An 18,449-nucleotide genomic window follows, 5' to 3' on the forward strand; every position below is an offset into this window, starting at 1 on the left:
ACGCTGGCCCCAGAGGACGCCTCCAGGCTACCCGCCGGGTGATCGGGGCGCCCGGTCACGGCCCGGGGTAGACGTTCAGTCGACCGCACATCCCGAACCTGCCGTACTCCGAAGGGAGTTCGGCCCGGACGGCGGCCTCGCCGAGGTGGGTGACGTCGCCCTGCTCCAGGCGGGCCAGTTGCTCGCCCGTGGCGGCCGCTGCCGCCTGAGCGCCGGCCTGCCAGCGTTCTCGCCACTCGGACAGCCGCGGGCGGACCAGCGCCGCGGCGGCGCGGTGGAAGGCGGCCAGGGGCTCCGGCCCGCTCGCCTCGCGCAGCCTGCGGTAGCCCTCCAGGGCCAGGTCGCGGCGGGCCCGGGCGATCCGCTCGCGTTCCTCCTCCGGCGCGTCCGCCGGGATGCGCGTCACCTCGGCGTACGTCTCCGGGTCGGTCAGGTACTTCGGGGGCAGGGTGAGGACCGCGTCCCCCGCCTCCGGCAGGCCGCTGTTCTGCATCAGGACCGTGATGCGCAGCTCGTCCTCGTTGACCAGGCGGTGGATGGTGCCCGGCGTGAACCAGGCGACCGTCCCGGGCACGAGGGGTGTGACCTCGTACCCGGACGTCGTGAGCGTCTGCACCGCGCCCCGGCCGCCGGTGACGACGTACGCCTCCGAACAGGCAAGGTGCATATGGGGAGTTCCGCCGCAGACCCCGTCGTCGGCGGGCCAGTCGTAGACGGACAGGTGCGAGACCGCGACCCCGCCGGGCAGTCCGGTGAATGCGCCGGCGTTCACCACGGGTGCGCCTCCAGGTACTTGGCGATCTCCTCCCGCTCCCAGGCCCCGTCCGCCACGACGACGCGGTAGCGGCGGGCGAGGGTGTCGCCGGGGGCGAGTTCCAGTTCGTCGTAGAAGGCCCAGGAGGGGGCCACGGCGGCGAACGGGTCGTTGCGGACGAACCAGTGGGCGGGGTGGGCGCCCCCGCTGCCGAGGTGGTCGTTCTCGGGGGCGTGCGCGAAGACGAGGGTCGCGTGGCCGTCGGTGCCGTCGTGCTCGCCGGAGTACGCGAGCCAGGGCGCCTGCCGGCCCATCAGACCGGGTCCCTCGCTGTCCGGGCCGATGATCCGCCCGTCCCGGAAGGCACGCGGGCCGCGCCAGAACAGGCCGGTGTAGCCCGCGAGTTCGCGTCCCGCGGTGGTCGGGCTGCCGAACCGCAGCGGCTCGTCACGGCGGTTGGTGATGGCGCTGGACCAGGTCAGCGCCCAGGAACCGGACTCCCGGTCGACGTCGTGGATCTCGACGCGGCGCTGCTCGTCGGCCCACAGCTCGCCGTCGTGCGGGTGCCAGGTGAGCCGTTCGGCGATGACCACCCGGTCGTCGTGGACGGCCACCTCGTCGAAGGCCACGTGCGCCATCGAGCCGACACGCTCGGGGAGTTCGAGATAGCCCTGGCCGTGGACGTAGGAGTTGCCGCCCCACAGATTGGCGCCCGAGAGGTGCGAGGCGGTCAGCTGCAGGCCCTTGTGCCAGCGGTGGTCGTTGGGCCGGTAGTCGGTGACGACGTCACCGGCGAGGGTGCGGATCGGGTGGAGGTACGGCTTCGGGGCCTCCCACGCGGCCTCCGGGGCGTAGACGTAGCTCAACAGCTCGACACCGGTGGCCGGTTCGCTGACCGTGATGCGGTCGCCGTGGGCGTGGACCAGGCGCAGGGCGCTCATGCGGACACCTCCTGGGAGACGGCGGCGACGGGAGCCCAGCCGGGCACGCCCCCGTGCATCGCCGCGTGGAACGGGTCACCGGGGCCGATCTCGCCGGCCCTCACGGTCGTGTCGGTGAACGCCGACTTGTAGAGCGCGGCGATCAGCTCCAGGCTCGTCCGCCCGTCGGCGCCACTGCTGCGCGGCCGCTCGCCGGCCCGCATGCTCGCGACGAGTTCGCGCAGCTGCTCCAGGTGCGAGCTGGGCACGTCCGCGCCGAAGTCCTGCCAGGCGGCGGCCTCCTCGCCCGGCACGTCAGGGGCCGGGGTGATGCGCCAGTTCGCGTTGGAGTGGCCGTACAGATGGGTCAGCTCGACGGTGGCGCGCTCGCAGTCGACGCGGATACGGCTGACCTCGTCGGGGCTCAGCACGCTGTTGACGACGGTCGCCATGGCGCCGTTCTCGAAGCGGACCAGGGCGGTGGAGACGTCCTCGGTCTCCACGTCGTGCACCAGGCGCCCGGCCATGGCGCGCACCTCGCTCCACGGCCCGAGGAGGTCCAGCAGGAGGTCCATCTGGTGGATGCCGTGGCCCATCGCCGGACCGCCGCCCTCGGTGTCCCAGCGGCCGCGCCAGGGCACGGCGTAGTAGGCGGCGTTCCGGTACCAGGTCGTCTGACAGTGCGCGACCAGCGGCCGGCCGACCGCCCCCTCGGCGAGCAGCCGCCGTACGTGCCTGGTGCCGGAGCCGAAGCGGTGCTGGAAGACGATCGAGGCGTACGGGCCGCCGTCCCTGCCCTCTGCGGCCTCCACGGCGTCGTAGTCGGCGAGCGTGGGCACCGGCGGCTTCTCGCACCACACCCACGCCCCGGCGCGCAGCGCCGCGATGCTCTGGTCGCGGTGCAGGGTCGGCGGGGTGCAGATGCTCACCAGGTCGGGGCGCTGCTCGCGCAGCATCCGTTCCAGGTCGGTGTAGGCGTGCGGGATCCCGTTGGCCCGGCTGAACTCCTCGACGGCTGTGGCATCGATGTCAACGGCCGCCACCACCTCCGTCTCGCCCTCCTCGGCGAGCCTGGCGAGGGCGGGCAGGTGGGAGCCCCGTCCGATGGCGCCGATGCCGACGAGGGCGGCCCGGATGCGGCGGCCGGCGAAGGGCGCCGAGCGGGGATGGGTGTCGGGCGTGGGCATGGACGCGATCAGCACTCCTCCGGGAACGGCGGCCTTACCGGGAGATGTCGCAGCAAGCGCTTTCTCCCCTCCGGAAACGTAAGCTCCGCCCCCGCACCGGGTCAACCACCCGCAGCCGAGGGCGTGCGGCACCCGTCGCACAGCGCGGCGGGCCGCCCCGATAGGCTTCCCCGCACACCCGTGATCAGCACGCCCTGCGGCGTGACGTTCCGTCGCGCCTGCCACGACGAGCACTTGGACGCCGTACCTTCATGTCTTGGTTTGAATCCCTCATCCTCGGGCTCGTCCAGGGGCTGACCGAGTTCCTTCCCGTCTCCTCCAGCGCGCATCTGCGACTGACCGCGGCCTTCTCCGGCTGGAAGGACCCCGGCGCGGCCTTCACGGCGATCACCCAGATCGGCACCGAGACGGCCGTGCTGATCTACTTCCGCCGGGACATCGGCCGGATCGTCTCCGCGTGGGCGCGCTCACTGGTCAGCAAGAAGTGGCGGGGCGACCACGACGCGCAGACGGGCTGGCTGGTGATCGTCGGCTCGATCCCGATCGGCGTGCTCGGCCTGCTGTTCAAGGACCAGATCGAGGGGCCGTTCCGGGACCTGCGGATCACCGCGACCATGCTGATCGCCATCGGCGTGGTCATCGGCGTCGCCGACCGGCTGGCGGCACGCGACGAGACCGGGGGCAAACACCGGGCGCCCAAGCAGCGCAAGACGCTGGAGAACCTGGGCGTGAAGGACGGGCTGATCTACGGCATCTGCCAGTCCATGGCCCTCGTCCCCGGCGTCTCCCGCTCCGGAGCGACGATCAGCGGCGGACTGTTCATGGGGTACAGGCGCGAGGCCGCGGCACGCTACTCCTTCCTCCTCGCGATCCCCGCGGTACTGGCCTCCGGGCTGTTCGAGGTCAAGGACGCGATGGGGAGCGACCATGTGTCGTGGGGGCCGACGCTGTTCGCGACGGTGATCGCGTTCGCCTCGGGGTACGCGGTGATCGCCTGGTTCATGAAGTTCATCTCGACCAAGAGCTTCATGCCGTTCGTCTGGTACCGGATCGCACTCGGCATGGTCATCATCGCCCTGGTCGCCATGGGCGTGCTCAGCCCGCACGCCGCGGAGTCGACTGACTGACCGCCCGGTCAGTAAAGCACGACGTGATCATGGAACCGTGACCGAGAACATATGGGATGTGTAGCCGTCCGGTAGCGCACTGTCAGTGCTTGCCCCTAGGCTTGTCGGCATGTCCCCCGAATCCATGGCCCCTGGTTCCGTGCGGTCCGCCGCCGAGGTGAACGAGCAGATCCGGGCGCTCTGGCTGCGTGCGGGCGGTTCCCTGTCGGCCCAGGAGCGCGCGGAGTACGAGCTGCTGGTGGTCGAGTGGGCGGAGGCCATCCGGGCCGACGTCATCGAGGCCGCCTGAAGCGGGGCGGTCCGCGTCGGGGGTGGGCGGTTTCCGACTGAGGCCGGACGGTTTGCTTCAACGGCCGCCCGCCACGCGCAACACCGCGCCCGTCGTGTACGACGCCTCCGGTGACAGCAACCACGCGATGGCCGCGGCGATCTCCTCGGCCCGTCCCGGCCGCCGCAGCGGAATCGACGCCGCCATGCGCCGCGCCCGGTCGGGATCGCCCATCGCCGCGTGCATCTCGGTGTCGATCGCGCCGGGTGCGACGGCGTTGACGCGGATGCCGTCCGGCCCGAGCTCCTTCGCCAGTCCCAGGGTCAGCGCGTCGACGCCGGCCTTGGCCGCCGCGTAGTGCACGTACTCGCCGGGGCTGCCGAGCGTGGCGGCGCCCGAGGACACGTTCACGATGGCGCCGCTCCCCCGTGCCGTCATCAGCTGTGCGGCCCGGCGTGAACACAGCAGGGTGCCGAGGAGGTTGACGTCGAGGACCCGTCGCAGCGTCGCCGTGTCCGTGTCGGCGAGACGACCCAGCAGCCCGGTCACACCGGCGTTGTTCACCAGCCCCGTCACCGGCCCCAGTTCGCCTTCCGCCGTCTCGAAGAGGCGCTCGACGTCCGCCTCGACGGACACGTCGACCCGCACCGCGACGGCACGTCCGCCGGCCTCGCGCACGCCCGCGGCCACCTCCCCGGCCGCGTCGGCATCGCGGACGTAGCCGATCACCACGTCGTGGCCGTCCGCCGCGAGCCGCAAGCAGGTCGCGGCGCCGATTCCCCTGCTGCCTCCGGTGACCACCGTGACGGGACGTGCCATGAGTCCTCCTCGCCCGTGAAATGATCGATCATCGATCACTCTAGCTCCCAGGGGAGTGTGCGGTCAGGACGACCGGCGGGAAGGATGCCCTGCGCGGTAACGGAGTTCCGGCGACCGGCCAACGAGGCGCGGGGCGGCGGGAGTTCGACGCCCGATTGTCACCTCGCGCCCCTTGGCCCGGCATCCTCGATGCCCAACACTGAACCGATGACGCAGCGCGTGGAGCTCGCGACCGTGATGGACCGACTGGCCGTCGACGAGGTGGTCACCGACTACGCGGCGGCCGTGGACGACGGTGACTGGCAGGCGTACCGGGCGCTGTTCACGCCCGACGGACGCGCCGACTACCGCTCGGCCGGCGGTGTCGAGGGCGAGGCGGAGAAGGTCGCCGCGTGGCTCGCCGAGAGCATGCGGCTGTTTCCGATGCGCCAGCATCTGATCGTCAACCGTCGTGTGCGGTTCGGGACGTTGGACCAGGACCCCGGGGACACCGCGCGGGTGCGGGCCGACTACGTCAACCCCATGCGGTTCGACGCCCAGGGGGCCGCTCCCGACTTCGTGTGCGGCGGGCGCTACGCCTTCGGGCTGCTGCGGACCTCCGACGGCTGGCGGTTGCGTGAGGTCGTCGTACAGGAGAAGTGGCGGCGCATGCCCGAGCGGACCACCGGCTGATCACGCCTGTGTTCCGGATCATCTGTTCCGGATCACCGAAAGGACGCACACTGGAGCCACCAGCGGGTAGGGAGGCCTTTCATGAGGAACTTCGGTGAATGGCTCGCCTCCCCCTGGCGGCGCTCCGCCCTCGCCGCGCTGGCCGGCGCCCTGCCCGTGTTCGCGTTCCCCGCGCCCTCTTTGTGGTGGTTCGCTTACGTCGCTCTCGTCCCCTGGATCGTGCTGATCCGCTCCGCGCCGACGGGAAGGCGGGCCGCCTACGACGGCTGGGCCGGCGGGTTCGGCTACATGGTGGCGGTGCACCACTGGCTGTTTCCCAGTCTGAACGTGTTCATCTTCGTCATCGGCGCCCTCCTGGGCGCGCTGTGGGCGCCGTGGGGCTGGCTGGTGCGGCGGTTCCTGAGCGGGGTGCCCGGTCCGGGGCGGGGCCTGGCCGCCCTGGTCGTGCTGCCGTCGGGCTGGCTGATGGTGGAGTTGGTGCGGTCCTGGCAGGGGCTCGGCGGGCCGTGGGGCATGCTCGGCTCCAGTCAGTGGCAGGTGCAGCCGGCGCTGCGGCTGGCCTCCGTCGGCGGGGTGTGGCTGCTGAGCTTCCTCGTGGTGGCCGTCAACGTCTCCCTCGCCGTGCTGGTGTCGGTGCGCGAGTCCCGGGTGCCGGCGGTCGCCGGGATCGTCGCGACGGCCGCCGCCACCTCCGCGGCCTGGGTGTGGTCACCGCGCCCCGACACCGACGGCCGGGTGCGGATGGCCGTCGTGCAGCCCGGTGTCATGGAGGGCGCCGACCAGCGGTTCGCCCGCGAGGAACAGCTGACCCGGCAACTCGTCGGACGACACCTCGACCTCATCGTCTGGGGTGAGAGCAGCGTCGGCCACGACCTCGGCGACCGGCCCGACCTGGCGCGGCGGATCGCGGCGCTGTCCCGCGCGACCGGGGCCGACATCCTCGTCAACGTCGACGCGCGCCGCTCCGACAAGCCCGGCATCTACAAGAGTTCGGTGCTCGTCGGCCCGAACGGCCTGACCGGTGACCGCTACGACAAGATGCGGCTCGTGCCGTTCGGCGAGTACATACCGGCCCGCAGGTTCCTCGGCTGGGCGACCTCCGTGGGCAAGGCGGCCGGTGAGGACCGCAGGCGGGGCACCGAGCAGGTCGTCATGAACGTGGGTCACGGTCTGCGGATCGGCCCGATGGTCTGCTTCGAGTCGGCGTTCCCCGACATGAGCCGTCATCTCGCCGAGGACGGCGCCGACGTCCTGGTGGCGCAGTCCTCGACGTCGACCTTCCAGCACAGTTGGGCCCCCGAGCAGCACGCCTCGCTGGCCGCCCTGCGGGCCGCGGAGACCGGCCGCCCGATGGTGCACGCGACCCTGACGGGCGTGTCGGCGGTGTACGGGCCGAGCGGGCAGCGGATCGGCTCGTGGGTGGGGACCAGCGACAGCGCGGCAGCGGTGTACGACATCCCACTGGCGCACGGCGTCACCCCGTACGTCCGCTACGGCGACTGGCCCGTGCACGGCTCCCTCGTCGTCCTCGCGCTGTGGTGCGCGGCCGAGGGCGTCCGGGCCGTACGGCTCAGGCGGCCCGCTCCAGAACCGCACGTACCACCCGCTCGCACAGTTCATGAGTCGCCAGCGCGTCCCGGGCGCTGAGCACCTTGCCGGCGCGCACCGCGTCCAGGAAGGCCAGCGCGGCCTGTTCGATGCCGCGCTGCCGGGCCACCGGCACCCAGTCGCCGCGCCGGCGCACGGTGGGCTGGCCCTTGTGGTCGACGACCTCGGCGAGGTTGAGCACCTGACGCTTGGTGTCCTGCCCGGACACCTCCAGGATCTCCTCCGCGGAACCGCTGAGCCGGTTCATCACACCGAGCGCGGTGAAGCCGTCGCCGGACAGCTGCAGGACGACGTGATGGAGCAGGCCGTCCTCGACGCGGGCCCGCACGGTCATGTCGTCGACCGGGCCGGGCACCAGGAAGCGCAGGGTGTCGACGACGTGGATGAAGTCGTCGAGGATCATCGAGCGCGGTTCCTCCGGCAGCCCGATGCGGTTCTTCTGCATCAGGATCAACTCGCGCGGATGGTCGGCGCACTGGACGTACCCGGGCGCGAACCGCCGGTTGAACCCGACGGCCAGGCTGACGTCGCGCTGCTCGGCGAGCGCCACCAGCCGCTCGGAGTCGGCGAGTTGGTGGGCGAGCGGCTTGTCGACGTATGTCGGCACGCCCGCCTCCAGCAGCCGCGTGACGATCTCCGGGTGCGCCACGGTCGGCGCGTGCACGAAGGCGGCGTCGAGGTCCTGGGCGAGCAGCGCGTCCAGGGTGGCGTGCCGGTGGTCCCGCGGCAGGTGCAGACTGTCGCCGACCCGGTCGAGCGTCGCGGGTGTCCGGGTCTGCAGATGCAGTTCGACCCCGGCCAGCCCGGCGAGGACCGGGAGATAGGCCTTCTGCGCGATGTCACCGAGTCCGATGCAGCCGACCTTCACGGGGTGCTCTCCTTAACCGTGGTCCTTCCGGAAGCATACGGCGGGCCGGGGCGCCGCTCCGGGCCCGGTGTCTCGGCGCTGACCATGCCGGCCGACCGCGCCGGGAGCCGTACAGGAATTCGGTGGTGGGTCCACGGGCGTTGGGAAAGGATGCGGCCATGTCGACCGAACGCCATGATCCCGCGGCCACCGCCGACGAGCGCACCATGCTGGAGGGCTGGCTGGACTACCACCGGCAGACCCTGGCCTGGAAGTGCGAGGGGCTGACCGACGCCCAGCTCAGGACAGCCGCGGTGGAGCCCTCCGAGCTGTCTCTGATGGGGCTGGTGCGGCACATGGCGGAGGTGGAGCGCAGCTGGTTCCGCTCGGTCCTCGCGGGCGAGGACACCGGGCCGATCTATTTCAGCGACGAGGACCCGGACGGGGAGTTCCACCTGACCGAGGCGGACACGTGGGCGGAGGCGCACGCCACCTGGCAGGCCGAGATCGAGGCCGCCCGGCGCAACGTGGCGGGCTTCGGCCTGGACGACCTCTCCAAGAGCCTGCACCGGCGTACCGGGGAGCAGTTCAACCTGCGCTGGATCTACACCCACATGATCGAGGAGTACGCCCGGCACAACGGCCACGCCGACCTGATCCGCGAGCGCCTCGACGGCGCCACCGGCGAGTGACGTCAGCCGGGAGGCCCCCGCGCCCGCCATAAGGGGCGGGAGATCACCCGTGCGGGGCATCCTGCGCTCATCCGCTGTCCGCCGGGCCGCTTCGGACGCCATTGTTGCGCGGGTGCATCGAACGACGACCACCGCAACGCTCCTGGTCACCGTGGCCGTCACGGCCCTGTCCGGCTGTGTGACCGTCCAGCGCCCGCCCCTGCCCGTGGCACCGGCGGCGGCCCCGTCCCGGCCGCCGGCCCCGCGCCCGGACGGTGAGGGGGAGCCGCAGATCGTGCGGGCGCCGGCCCGGGAGGCCCTGGAGATGATCGGCCCGTCCCGGAGCGCGGAGCCCAGGACACCGGAACGGCACCGGAATCCGGCACGCGAGCCCGCCCCGGTCGACCGGCCGGCGGCGCCCCGCTCGCAGCCGCGGCCGGCGCATCCGGGGCCGCGGCACCGGCAACAGCCCGGCATCGAGATCCCCGATGTGACCAGGTCGGTTCCGACGGGCCAGGCCGACGTGTGTGCCCTGGGCAAGCGGTACGGCGGCTGGCGGGCGGACAGCCCGGAGTCGGTGATCTGCCGGCAGACGTACGGGCGGTGACCCCGGGACGGTGCGCTCACGGCCGCTGCCGGGGCGGCCCCCACCAGCCCGTGTCACCGGGACCGTCCTCGGCGAGGCGCAGTTCCAGCCGGGTGATGGCCGCCCGTACCCCGTCGCCGTAGCTGTCGTGGGCGAGGGTCTCGGCGGCCGTGCGGGCCCGGTGGAGGTGGCTGCGGGCGGCGCCGCCGCGGCCGAGCTTGACGTAGTCGGCCGCCAGGTTGAGGTGCAGCGAGGGGTAGAGGGCGCGTACCGCGAGCGCGCTCTCGTGCTCGGCGGACCGTTCGTCGGTCAGTTCCTCCGCCGCCGTCAACGCCCGCAGGTCCCACGCCAGTTCGTCGGCCGGGTCGTCCTGGGCGTCGGCCAGGTAGTGGGCCAGGGTGCAGCGGTGCAGGGGGTCGCCGTCCTCGCCGATCTCCGCCCACAGGGCGAGGAAGCGGTCCCGGGCCTCCTCGCGGTCGCCCGCGTGCTGCAGGATCACGACCTGCCCGATCCGTGACATCACGGCGTCCGACGCCGTCTGCTCCGGTCCCTTGGCCACCGCGCACTCCGCCCACTCGTCGGCTGTCCCGGTCGACGCTAACCCCGGGCCCGGGTGATCACGGGCAGGCGGCACCGGGCCGGCTCGACGCGGAACCGGCCCGGCGGTGCTCAGCCCAGGTTCGGGACGGTCCAGTCGATCGGCTCGTGGCCCTGCGCCGCGACCGCCTCGTTGATCTGCGTGAACGGGCGCGAGCCGAAGAACTTCTTCGCGGACAGCGGGGAGGGGTGCGCTCCCTTGACCACCGCGTGCCGCCTCTCGTCGATCAGCGGCAGCTTCTTCTGCGCGTAGTTGCCCCACAGGACGAAGACCGCCGGGTCGGGCCGCTCGGCCACCGCGCGGATCACCGCGTCGGTGAACTTCTCCCAGCCCTTGCCCTTGTGCGAGTTGGCCTCGCCGGAGCGGACCGTGAGCACCGCGTTCAGCAGCAGGACGCCCTGTTCGGCCCACGGCATCAGATAGCCGTTGTCGGGGACGGGGCTGCCCAGCTCCTCGTGCATCTCCTTGTAGATGTTGCGCAGCGACGGCGGGATCCTGACGCCCGGGCGGACCGAGAAGCACAGCCCGTGGCCCTGGCCCTCGCCGTGGTACGGGTCCTGGCCGAGGACGAGGACCTTCACCTTGTCGTAGGGCGTGGCGTCCAGCGCGGCGAAGACCTCCTCACGCGGCGGGTAGACGGGACCGCGCGCCCGCTCCTCCTCGACGAACTCCGTCAGCTCCTTGAAGTAGGGCTGCTGCAGTTCGTCGCCCAGAACCCCGCGCCAGGACTCGGGCAGCATGGCGATGTCGGTCACGTCAACGTCCTTACGATGTGCGGAAAACGGCGTGCGGTCACTTCCAGGACTCAGAACCTACAGGCGACCACTGACATTGACCCGCCGCCGCCCGAAGTACCCCGTCTACCAGCTGGTCTTGCGGTACAGCTGCCACATCATCATGATCGTCGACGGGTCCAGCGCCTGCTCCGCGCCGGAGATGTCGTCGCTGGCGGCGACGTACTGCTTGCCCTGCCACAGCGGCAGCAGCCGGGCGTCGCGGACGAGCACCTGCTGGGCCCTCTCGAACTCCTGGACGACGTCGGCGCGGTCGCTCTGCCGCCGGGACTCGGGCAGCAGCCGCCCGGTGATCTCGGGCGCCGGGTAGGGCGTGCCGAGCGCGTTCTGGTCGCCGACGAAGGGGGCGATGAAGTTGTCCGGGTCGGGGAAGTCGGGGAACCAGCCGCGCCCGAACACCGGGTACTCGCCCTGCTGGTAGCCGGTCACATACGTCTTCCAGGGCCGGCTCCTGAGGGTGACCGTGAACAGGCCCGAGGCCTCCAGCTGGCGCTTGAGCTCGGCGAACTCCAGCCCCGTGGAGGAGCCGTAGCGGTCGGTGGTGTACCAGAGGGTGAGCGGGACGCGCTGCCCGATGCCCGCGTCGGTGAGGATCCTGCGGGCCTTGCTGACGCTGGGGCTGCCGAAGTCGTCGAAGAAGTCGGTCGTGTGGCCGGTCAGCCCCTTCGGGACCATGGAGTACAGCGGCTCGACGGTGTCCTTGTAGACCTTGTGCGCGATCGCGCCCCGGTCGACGATCTGGGCGACGGCCTTGCGGACCGCGAGATTGCCGGCCCAGGGGTCCTTGGGGTTGAACACCAGGTAGTTGATCTCGATGCCGGCGCCCTCGTTGATGTTGAGCTTGCCGTTCGCGTCGTGCTTCTGCAGATCGACGACGTCGTCGGCGTCCAGTCCGCGGAAGGCGACGTCGAGGGTGCCCTTGCGCAGGTCGGCGACCATCGGGGCCGACTCGCGGTAGTAGCGGATGGTCACCGCGTCGTTCTTGCGGTCGGCGTAGCCCTTGTAGGTGCCGTTCCGGACGAGTTCGGCCTTCTTGCCGTCCTCGTACGACTGCAGCGTGTAGGGCCCCGAGCCGTCGACCTTGTCGTCCTTGCGCAGGGCGGCGGCCGGGTACTTCGCGGGGTCCACGATGGACATCGCGGGGGTGGCGAGCACGAAGGGGAAGGTCGCGTCGGGCTTGTCGAGGTGGAAGACGACCTCCGTGTCGCCCAGCGCCTGCACGCGGTCGAGGCTGCCGAGGAGCCCGGCGGGACCGCCGTTGAGGTTGATCTTCCGGATGCGGTCGATGGAGTACTTGACGGCCTGGGCGTCGAGGGCGTGTCCGTCGGAGAACTTCAGCCCCTTGCGCAGCTCGCATCGGTACGTCGTGTTCGAACTGTCGGTGAAGCGGCAGTTGTCGGCGGCGTCCGGCTGCGGGGTGGTCGCGCCGACGGGGTAGCTGAGCAGCGTCTGGTAGATGTTGCGGAACAGCTCCCACGACTGGTCCCAGGACGCCGCCGGGTCCAGGGTGCTGGGGGCGCTCGTCGTCCCGACCGTGATCGGTCCGGTGCTGTCGGAGGAGTCCGACGAGAGGACGCCGCACCCGGCCACCAGGGTCGATAGGGACGCGATGGCCGCCGTTCGCCGCAGGCCTCGGTTCCGGTTGAACACGCGCTCGCTCCTCGATCTGCCGTACCAAGGGTCGGCAGACCATACCGCAGTGTGACGGGAGTTCAACCCGTGTCGCACAGGGCCCTTGATCAGCATCTTTATGACGACGTTGTCATTTCCCCATGCCTTTCCCGTACGACGACGAGGGCGCCGTTCCCGTCAAGGAAACGGCGCCCTCGGGTGCCCGATCGTTACAGTCGCAACGCCTTTGTCAGGAGACGCCGGCGTTCAGGAAGATGCCGCCGTCGACCACGAGCGTCTGGCCGGTGACCCAGTCCGACTGCTCGGAGGTGAGGAACGCGGCGGCGCCGCCGATGTCGGAGGGCACGCCGAGCCGGGCCAGCGGGTAGGCGGCGGCCGCCTCCGCCTCCCGGCCCTCGTAGAGGGCCTTGGCGAACTGGGTCTTCACCACGGCCGGGGCGATCGCGTTGACCCGCACCTTCGGCGCGAACTCGTGCGCCAGCTGCTGGGTGAGGTTGATCAGCGCGGCCTTGCTGACGCCGTAGGCGGCGATGAAGGGCGAGGGCGCGAGACCGGCGACGGAGGCGATGTTGACGATGGCGCCGCCGTTGTCCTTCTGCCAGGCGTGCCAGGTCTTCTGGGCGAAGCCGAGCGCGGAGATCACGTTGGTCTCGAAGACCTTGCGGGCCACGTCCAGGTCGAGGTCGGCGATCGGGCCGAACACCGGGTTGGTGCCGGCGTTGTTGACCAGGAAGTCGACGCGGCCGAAGGCCTCCATGGTGCGCTCGACGACCTCGGTCTGGTGGTCCAGGTCGTGCGCCTTGCCGGCGACGCCGATGACCCGGTCGGCACCGAGCTTCTCGACGGCCTCCTTGAGGGCGTCCTCGTTGCGGCCGGTGATGGTCACGCGGTCGCCGCGGGCGACGAGCGCCTCGGCGACGCCGTAGCCGATGCCGCGGCTGGCGCCGGTGACGACGGCGACCTTGCCGGAGAGTTCAGTCATGTCCGTTACTCCTGGTCGAACCTAGTCGAGGGGGCCGCCGGCGACGTACAGCACCTGGCCGGAGACGAACCCGGCCGCCTCGCCGGTGAAGAAGGCGATGGCGTTGGCGATGTCGTCCGGCTCGCCCACGCGCGCGACCGGGATCTGGGTGGCGGCCGCGGCCTTGAAGTCCTCGAAGCCCATGCCGACGCGCTCGGCGGTGGCCTTGGTCATCTCGGTGGCGATAAAGCCGGGGGCGACGGCGTTGGCGGTGATGCCGAACTTGCCGAGCTCCTTGGCTAGGGTCTTGGTGAAGCCCTGCAGACCGGCCTTGGCGGCCGAGTAGTTGACCTGGCCCCGGTTGCCGAGCGCCGAGGAGGAGGACAGGTTGACGATCCGGCCGAAGCCCGCGTCGACCATGTGCTTCTGAACGGCCTTCGACATCAGGAAGGCTCCGCGCAGGTGGACGTTCATGACGGTGTCCCAGTCGGAGACGCTCATCTTGAACAGCAGGTTGTCGCGCAGCACGCCCGCGTTGTTGACCAGGATCGTCGGTGCGCCCAGCTCCTCGACCACGCGCGCGATCGCGGCTTCGACCTGCGCCTCGTCGGAGACGTCGGCGCCGACCGCGAGCGCCCTGCCGCCGGCCGCGGTGATCTTCTCCACGGTGTCCTTGCAGGCGGCCTCGTCGAGGTCGATCACGGCGACCGCGCGACCCTCGGCGGCCAGTCGTACGGCGGTGGCGGCGCCGATGCCGCGCGCCGCGCCGGTGACCACGGCGACCCGCTGCTCAGTGGTGGACATTGCTGCTTCTCCTCGCCCTTGAGAGAACCCGCGGCCCGGTGAGCGACCGCTTAGTACCTTCGTCGCACGTGACGCTAGAAGCCATGGCACCCGGTGTCAACGTCACGCGGCTGCGGTGTGATCCATTACCTCACCAGCAGGTCGAGCAACCGCTCGGTCTCGGCCGCCGGATCGGTGGTGAGCCCAGTGTGCACCGGCCCGGGCTGCACGACCGTGGAGCGCGGCGCGATGAGCCAGCGAAAGCGCCGTCCGGCGTCCTCACCGGCGGCCTGCCCCGCCCCCTCTCCCCCGCCGCAGACCCGCTCGACGGCCGCGAGCGCCGCCCGGATCCCGGCCACGTCGGCCCCCGGGTCCAGGGCCAGCAGCCGCGCCTCGTCGAGATGAGTGCGGGCGCCGACGTACCGCTGGGCGCGGCAGTAGAGCAGCACGCCCGCGTTGATGCACTCGCCGCGTTCGACGCGGGGCACGACCCGCAGCAGGGCGTACTCGAAGACGTCCCGGTCGTTGGCCTCGCTGCCGCGGATGATGTGCCGCTCGACCACGGAGCCGGCCATGTGGATGTGGCGCTCGGTCACTTGCCCTCCTCGATTCCGGTCACGCGCGTGTGGACGTCGGCGGCGCGGGCGAGCAGCACGCGCGCGTAGGCGTGCCGGAGCCCGTCCGGGGTGTCGAAGCCGGGCTCGTCGGCCAGCCAGACGTCCGGGATCTCCGCGGTCACCTCGGCCAGCAGGTCCTCGGTGACGTGCGGGGCGAGATCGGCGGCGGCGCCCGCGAGGTCGGGGCGGAAGCGGGCGAGGGCGTGGTCGGAGGCGTCGTAGGGGCGGGCGGCCGAGGCGTCGGCGCCGGGCCAGTTGTGATGCCAGATCATGGTGGCGCCGTGGTCGATGAGCCACAGTTCGCCGTGCCGGACCAGCAGGTTGGGGTTGCGCCAGGACCGGTCGACGTTGTTGATCAGGGCGTCGAACCAGAGGACGCGTCCGGCCTCCTCGGGGCTCACCTGGAAGGCGAGCGGGTCGAAGCCGAGGGCGCCGGAGAGGAAGTCCATGCCGAGGTTGGTGCCGCCGCTCGCCCGCAGCAGGTCCTGCACCTGCTGCTCGGGCTCACCGAGCCCCAGCACCGGATCGAGGCCGATCGTGACCAGGCGGGGCATCCGGAAGCCCAGCCGGCGGGCGAGTTCCCCGCAGATCACCTCCGCGACGAGCGTCTTGCGGCCCTGACCGGCGCCGGTGAACTTCATCACGTACGTCCCGAAGTCGTCGGCCTCGACGAGCCCCGGCAGCGAGCCGCCCTCACGCAGGGGCGTGATGAAGCGGGTCGCGATCACTTCCTTGAGCATCGCCCCAGGTTACTGGCCGACAGCGAACCGACAGCTCTGGTTTACCCCGCCCTGAACTCGAACGCGTTTAGATCTCGACATCGTCTGAACAACCCGTGCGCGAACGCCGTACCCCTGGACGATCCACAAACCCCACAACGAAGGGAAACGTCAGCATGACGACCAGCGAACCGCTCCAGCCCGTCCCGGCGCCGGCCCGGCGTACCGTCGTGGCGGCGGTCGGCGCCGCCGGACTGGCCGTCGCGCTGACCGCGTGCGGATCCTCCGACGACAACTCCTCCAGCCCCTCGGACACCCAGGCCGGCGCGAACGCGAGCACCGGAGCCGGAGCCGGCGGCGACGCGAGCGCGAGCGCCTCCACCGGCTCCGGCGGCGGCACGGCCCTGGCCAAGACCGCCGACATCCCGGAGGGCGGCGGCAAGATCTTCAAGGACAAGTCCGTGGTGGTCACCCAGCCGGCCTCGGGCACCTTCAAGGCCTTCTCGACCAAGTGCCCGCACCAGGGGTGCGCGGTCTCCAGCATCGCCAACGGCGTCATCGTCTGTCCCTGCCACGGCAGCGAGTTCTCGGTGACGGACGGCAGCGTGAAGAAGGGCCCGGCCACGACCGGTCTCGCGGCCCAGAACGTCACCGTGAGCGGCGACTCGATCACGCTGGCCTGATCCGCGCCCGCCGCGGCCCTTCGAGGCAGCCCAGCACCTCCGCCGTGGTCACGACCGTGGCGACCAGGGCGAGGGTGTTACGGATCATCGCGGGGGTGTACTCGGAGGGCACTCCCGCTATCGCGTCGGAGGGCACCACGACCGTGTAGCCGCGGTTGACCGCGTCGAAGACGGCGTTGGGGACGGCCACGTTGGCCGAGACTCCGGCCACGACGAGCGTGCGGCAGCCCAGGTTGCGCAGCAGCGCGTCGACGTCGGTGCCCTGGATCGGCGACAACCCGTGCAGCCGCCGTACCACGAGGTCCTCCTCGGCCACCTCGATGGGGGCCGCCACGCGCACCGCCGTGGTGCCGGACAGCTGCTGGACGGGCAGCCGTTCGGCGGCGCGGAAGAGGCGGGCGTTGCGGTTGGCGCCGCGTCCGTCGGGGCGGCGCTCGGCGATGGCGTGGACGACCTGGACGCCGCTCTGGTGCGCGGCGGACACGAGCCGCGCCACGTTGGCGAGGGCGCCCGAACGGCGTGCCTCGAGGGCGAGTTCCGGCAGGGCGCTGTCCGGGCCGACGACACCCTGCTGACACTCGACGGTGAGCAGCACGGTGGTGGCCGGATCGAGGAGTTCGCTGAGCTGTTCGCGGGACGGCACGGTTCCCCCTCGTCGCGGGCGGCTGGAGCGGGCGAGAGTAGCGACCATTGCGCATGGACGGAAGACGACCCATGCTTTTCTGACGTGATGTCAGAGGATCACCGGACCCTCTGGCACTTCGTGAGAGAAGAGGGGGACGCATGACCGTCACTCAGCGCCGCGGCCGCAAGATCATGATGACGCCGGGCGAGCTGGACGAGTTCCTCACCGGCCAGCGCACCTGCCGGGTGGCCACCGTGTCGGCGGGCGGGGCCCCGCATGTCAGCGCGCTGTGGTTCGCCTGGGACGGCACCTCGGTCTGGCTGTACTCGGTGGTGCGCAGCAAGCGGTGGACCGACCTGCGGCGGGACCCGCGGGTCGCGATCGTGGTGGACTCGGGCGAGGACTACGACGAGCTGCGCGGCGTGGAGCTGTCGGGGACCGTGGAGTTCGTGGGCGAGTTCCCGCGCACCGGCGAGCTGTGCGCCGAACTCGACGTCCCCGAGACCCTGTTCGCCCGCAAGAACTTCGGCCTGGAGGAGATGCCGCACGACGGGCGGCACGCCTGGATCCGGCTGACGCCCGAGAAGATCGTGTCCTGGGACTTCCGCAAGCTGGGGGGCGCGTAGGCGAGTTGATCGGGAGAAGGCAGGCACGTCGGGATCAGCCGGCCTTCTCCGCCGCCTCCTGCAGCGCCTCCACCGCCGCCCGGATCGACGGGCGGCGGTCGGCGTCCGCGCGCCACACGGCGTAGACGTACCGGTGCACGCGGTGCCGCACGGGCACGGCCCGCACTCCGGCCGGCATCGGGTCGCGGCCCAGCCGCGGCGCGACACACACCCCCAACCCGGCCTCAACCAGGGCGAGTTGGGTGTGGTGCTCCTCGGCGCGATGGGCGATCCGCGGCTCGATGCCCTTGCTGCGCAGGGTGTAGAGCAGCCATTCGTGGCAGAACTCGCCCTCCGGCCAGACCACCCACTCGTCCTCGCCGAAGTCGTCCAGGTCGACGTCGTCCCGGCCGGCCAGCGGGTGCCCCGCGGGCATGGCGATCTCCACCGGGTCGTCGAGGAGTGGCGCCTTCGCCAGCCCGTCGGGCATGGGCAGCGGCTTGTTGTACCAGTCCAGGACCACGGCGAGGTCGGCGTCGCCCCTCAGGACCGCGTTCACGCCCTCCTCCGGCTCCAGCTCCCGCGAGCGCACCCGCAGCGCCGGGTGGTCGTCGCGCAGGGCGGCGAGGGCGGCCGGGAAGAGTCCGCGCAGGGCCGTCGGGAACGCGACCAGCCGCAGCTCGCCGACCACCTGCCCGCGCTGCGCCTCCAGATCGGACTGGGCGAGCTCGACCTGCGACAGGATCCGGGCCGCGTGCTCGGCGAGCAGCCGGCCCGCGTCCGTGAGCCGCACCCCCCGGCCGTTCTTGGCCAGCAGCCGCTGGCCCACCTCCCGCTCCAGCTTGGCCATCTGCTGGGAGACGGCCGAGGTCGTGATGTGCAGCCCCTCGGCCGCGCCGCTGACCGAGCCGTGCCGGGCGAGGGCGTCGAGGGTGCGCAGGCGCTCCAGGTTCAACATGTAAGCGATGCTACG

The 18,449-nt window shown here is 71.6% G+C and carries 22 protein-coding genes; 8 read left to right on the forward strand and 14 right to left on the reverse strand.

The window, feature by feature from the left end; translation table 11 throughout:
* Nucleotides 1-55: 55 nt before the first annotated feature.
* The 3 genes from MKW14_RS22595 to MKW14_RS22605 are packed head-to-tail and all read right to left on the reverse strand — an operon-like array spanning nucleotide 56 to nucleotide 2,861.
* Nucleotides 56-775, reverse strand: a complete 720-nt coding sequence (locus MKW14_RS22595; protein ID WP_240864926.1) for a cupin domain-containing protein — start codon at nucleotides 773-775, stop codon at nucleotides 56-58.
* Nucleotides 769-1,695, reverse strand: coding sequence for a DUF6807 domain-containing protein (locus MKW14_RS22600; protein WP_240864927.1), 927 nt, complete (start codon nucleotides 1,693-1,695; stop codon nucleotides 769-771). The genes MKW14_RS22595 and MKW14_RS22600 overlap by 7 nt, the downstream gene beginning before the upstream one ends.
* Complete coding sequence (locus MKW14_RS22605; protein WP_240864928.1) at nucleotides 1,692-2,861, reverse strand: Gfo/Idh/MocA family protein; 1,170 nt, start codon at nucleotides 2,859-2,861, stop codon at nucleotides 1,692-1,694. Before MKW14_RS22605 ends, MKW14_RS22600 begins: the two co-directional genes overlap by 4 nt.
* A 251-nt stretch (nucleotides 2,862-3,112) precedes the next feature.
* Between MKW14_RS22605 and MKW14_RS22610 the strand changes: the two genes are divergently transcribed.
* Together MKW14_RS22610 and MKW14_RS22615 are read left to right on the forward strand one after the other, a co-directional pair.
* Nucleotides 3,113-3,988, forward strand: a complete 876-nt coding sequence (locus MKW14_RS22610; RefSeq protein WP_240864929.1) for an undecaprenyl-diphosphate phosphatase — start codon at nucleotides 3,113-3,115, stop codon at nucleotides 3,986-3,988.
* A 109-nt stretch (nucleotides 3,989-4,097) separates the two neighbouring features.
* The gene (locus MKW14_RS22615) at nucleotides 4,098-4,277 is read left to right on the forward strand and encodes a hypothetical protein (RefSeq protein ID WP_240864930.1); all 180 of its coding nucleotides are present in this window, start codon (nucleotides 4,098-4,100) and stop codon (nucleotides 4,275-4,277) included.
* A 57-nt stretch (nucleotides 4,278-4,334) separates the two neighbouring features.
* Here the strand turns inward: MKW14_RS22615 and MKW14_RS22620 are convergent, their stop codons facing one another.
* Nucleotides 4,335-5,075 carry an SDR family NAD(P)-dependent oxidoreductase gene (locus MKW14_RS22620; protein WP_240864931.1) on the reverse strand — a complete coding sequence of 247 codons (741 nt, stop codon included), beginning with the start codon at nucleotides 5,073-5,075 and terminating at the stop codon, nucleotides 4,335-4,337.
* Nucleotides 5,076-5,282: 207 nt separating this feature from the next.
* Here MKW14_RS22620 and MKW14_RS22625 point away from each other — a divergent pair, with 207 nt between their 5' ends.
* Both MKW14_RS22625 and lnt read left to right on the forward strand, forming a co-directional pair.
* Nucleotides 5,283-5,747: a nuclear transport factor 2 family protein gene (locus MKW14_RS22625; RefSeq protein WP_240864932.1), complete on the forward strand. Its 465-nt coding sequence runs from the start codon at nucleotides 5,283-5,285 to the stop codon at nucleotides 5,745-5,747.
* An 81-nt stretch (nucleotides 5,748-5,828) separates the two neighbouring features.
* Entirely contained in the window at nucleotides 5,829-7,394 is a 1,566-nt protein-coding gene (gene lnt / locus MKW14_RS22630) for an apolipoprotein N-acyltransferase (protein WP_240864933.1), read from the forward strand.
* Here the strand turns inward: lnt and MKW14_RS22635 are convergent.
* A complete protein-coding gene (locus MKW14_RS22635; protein ID WP_240864934.1) occupies nucleotides 7,318-8,223 on the reverse strand; it encodes a Gfo/Idh/MocA family protein in 906 nt (301 codons plus the stop codon). The genes lnt and MKW14_RS22635 overlap by 77 nt on opposite strands.
* A 158-nt stretch (nucleotides 8,224-8,381) precedes the next feature.
* On the opposite strand from MKW14_RS22635, the gene MKW14_RS22640 reads away from it, so the two are divergent.
* Nucleotides 8,382-8,894 (forward strand): DinB family protein, encoded by a 513-nt coding sequence (locus MKW14_RS22640; RefSeq protein ID WP_240864935.1) that lies wholly within the window; start codon nucleotides 8,382-8,384, stop codon nucleotides 8,892-8,894.
* Nucleotides 8,895-9,006: 112 nt separating this feature from the next.
* Nucleotides 9,007-9,480, forward strand: a complete 474-nt coding sequence (locus tag MKW14_RS22645; protein WP_240864936.1) for a hypothetical protein — start codon at nucleotides 9,007-9,009, stop codon at nucleotides 9,478-9,480.
* 16 nt (nucleotides 9,481-9,496) lie between these two features.
* On the opposite strand, the gene MKW14_RS22650 is transcribed toward MKW14_RS22645, so the two are convergent.
* From MKW14_RS22650 to MKW14_RS22680, 7 genes are all read right to left on the reverse strand, one after another.
* Nucleotides 9,497-9,979, reverse strand: a complete 483-nt coding sequence (locus MKW14_RS22650) for a hypothetical protein (RefSeq protein ID WP_276621545.1) — start codon at nucleotides 9,977-9,979, stop codon at nucleotides 9,497-9,499.
* Nucleotides 9,980-10,128: 149 nt separating this feature from the next.
* Entirely contained in the window at nucleotides 10,129-10,812 is a 684-nt protein-coding gene (gene ung, locus MKW14_RS22655) for a uracil-DNA glycosylase (RefSeq protein WP_240864938.1), read from the reverse strand.
* A gap of 105 nt (nucleotides 10,813-10,917) precedes the next feature.
* The gene (locus tag MKW14_RS22660) at nucleotides 10,918-12,501 is read right to left on the reverse strand and encodes an ABC transporter substrate-binding protein (RefSeq protein ID WP_240864939.1); all 1,584 of its coding nucleotides are present in this window, start codon (nucleotides 12,499-12,501) and stop codon (nucleotides 10,918-10,920) included.
* Nucleotides 12,502-12,712: 211 nt separating this feature from the next.
* Nucleotides 12,713-13,465, reverse strand: a complete 753-nt coding sequence (locus MKW14_RS22665; RefSeq protein ID WP_240864940.1) for an SDR family oxidoreductase — start codon at nucleotides 13,463-13,465, stop codon at nucleotides 12,713-12,715.
* Nucleotides 13,466-13,486: 21 nt separating this feature from the next.
* Nucleotides 13,487-14,248 carry a 3-oxoacyl-ACP reductase FabG gene (gene fabG / locus MKW14_RS22670; RefSeq protein ID WP_240864941.1) on the reverse strand — a complete coding sequence of 254 codons (762 nt, stop codon included), beginning with the start codon at nucleotides 14,246-14,248 and terminating at the stop codon, nucleotides 13,487-13,489.
* Nucleotides 14,249-14,373: 125 nt separating this feature from the next.
* On the reverse strand, nucleotides 14,374-14,823 hold the full coding sequence (locus MKW14_RS22675) for a DUF3037 domain-containing protein (protein ID WP_240864942.1): 450 nt from the start codon (nucleotides 14,821-14,823) through the stop codon (nucleotides 14,374-14,376).
* Nucleotides 14,820-15,584, reverse strand: a complete 765-nt coding sequence (locus MKW14_RS22680) for a HipA family kinase (protein ID WP_240864943.1) — start codon at nucleotides 15,582-15,584, stop codon at nucleotides 14,820-14,822. The genes MKW14_RS22675 and MKW14_RS22680 overlap by 4 nt, the downstream gene beginning before the upstream one ends.
* 155 nt (nucleotides 15,585-15,739) lie before the next feature.
* Between MKW14_RS22680 and MKW14_RS22685 the strand changes: the two genes are divergently transcribed.
* Nucleotides 15,740-16,246 carry a Rieske (2Fe-2S) protein gene (locus tag MKW14_RS22685; protein WP_240864944.1) on the forward strand — a complete coding sequence of 169 codons (507 nt, stop codon included), beginning with the start codon at nucleotides 15,740-15,742 and terminating at the stop codon, nucleotides 16,244-16,246.
* Here MKW14_RS22685 and MKW14_RS22690 read toward each other — a convergent pair.
* On the reverse strand, nucleotides 16,233-16,889 hold the full coding sequence (locus MKW14_RS22690; RefSeq protein ID WP_240864945.1) for a cysteine hydrolase family protein: 657 nt from the start codon (nucleotides 16,887-16,889) through the stop codon (nucleotides 16,233-16,235). The two genes, MKW14_RS22685 and MKW14_RS22690, sit on opposite strands and share 14 nt — an antisense overlap.
* 140 nt (nucleotides 16,890-17,029) lie before the next feature.
* Between MKW14_RS22690 and MKW14_RS22695 the strand changes: the two genes are divergently transcribed.
* Nucleotides 17,030-17,497, forward strand: coding sequence for a pyridoxamine 5'-phosphate oxidase family protein (locus MKW14_RS22695; RefSeq protein ID WP_133047503.1), 468 nt, complete (start codon nucleotides 17,030-17,032; stop codon nucleotides 17,495-17,497).
* A gap of 34 nt (nucleotides 17,498-17,531) precedes the next feature.
* On the opposite strand, the gene MKW14_RS22700 is transcribed toward MKW14_RS22695, so the two are convergent.
* Nucleotides 17,532-18,434, reverse strand: coding sequence for a LysR family transcriptional regulator (locus MKW14_RS22700; RefSeq protein WP_240864946.1), 903 nt, complete (start codon nucleotides 18,432-18,434; stop codon nucleotides 17,532-17,534).
* Between the last annotated feature and the right edge of the window lie 15 nt (nucleotides 18,435-18,449).

Origin of the sequence: Streptomyces gilvus (assembly GCF_022513565.1) — a bacterium.
Lineage (GTDB): Bacteria > Actinomycetota > Actinomycetes > Streptomycetales > Streptomycetaceae > Streptomyces > Streptomyces gilvus.

Coding starts and splice junctions, on each gene's coding strand:
- MKW14_RS22600 (WP_240864927.1), bottom strand. CDS start 1,695: ATGAGCGCCCTGCGCCTGGTCCACGCCCACGGCGACCGCATCACGGTC.
- MKW14_RS22605 (WP_240864928.1), bottom strand. CDS start 2,861: ATGCCCACGCCCGACACCCATCCCCGCTCGGCGCCCTTCGCCGGCCGC.
- MKW14_RS22610 (WP_240864929.1), top strand. CDS start 3,113: ATGTCTTGGTTTGAATCCCTCATCCTCGGGCTCGTCCAGGGGCTGACC.
- MKW14_RS22615 (WP_240864930.1), top strand. CDS start 4,098: ATGTCCCCCGAATCCATGGCCCCTGGTTCCGTGCGGTCCGCCGCCGAG.
- MKW14_RS22620 (WP_240864931.1), bottom strand. CDS start 5,075: ATGGCACGTCCCGTCACGGTGGTCACCGGAGGCAGCAGGGGAATCGGC.
- MKW14_RS22625 (WP_240864932.1), top strand. CDS start 5,283: ATGACGCAGCGCGTGGAGCTCGCGACCGTGATGGACCGACTGGCCGTC.
- lnt (WP_240864933.1), top strand. CDS start 5,829: ATGAGGAACTTCGGTGAATGGCTCGCCTCCCCCTGGCGGCGCTCCGCC.
- MKW14_RS22640 (WP_240864935.1), top strand. CDS start 8,382: ATGTCGACCGAACGCCATGATCCCGCGGCCACCGCCGACGAGCGCACC.
- MKW14_RS22650 (WP_276621545.1), bottom strand. CDS start 9,979: ATGTCACGGATCGGGCAGGTCGTGATCCTGCAGCACGCGGGCGACCGC.
- MKW14_RS22665 (WP_240864940.1), bottom strand. CDS start 13,465: ATGACTGAACTCTCCGGCAAGGTCGCCGTCGTCACCGGCGCCAGCCGC.
- fabG (WP_240864941.1), bottom strand. CDS start 14,248: ATGTCCACCACTGAGCAGCGGGTCGCCGTGGTCACCGGCGCGGCGCGC.
- MKW14_RS22680 (WP_240864943.1), bottom strand. CDS start 15,584: ATGCTCAAGGAAGTGATCGCGACCCGCTTCATCACGCCCCTGCGTGAG.
- MKW14_RS22685 (WP_240864944.1), top strand. CDS start 15,740: ATGACGACCAGCGAACCGCTCCAGCCCGTCCCGGCGCCGGCCCGGCGT.
- MKW14_RS22695 (WP_133047503.1), top strand. CDS start 17,030: ATGACCGTCACTCAGCGCCGCGGCCGCAAGATCATGATGACGCCGGGC.
- MKW14_RS22700 (WP_240864946.1), bottom strand. CDS start 18,434: ATGTTGAACCTGGAGCGCCTGCGCACCCTCGACGCCCTCGCCCGGCAC.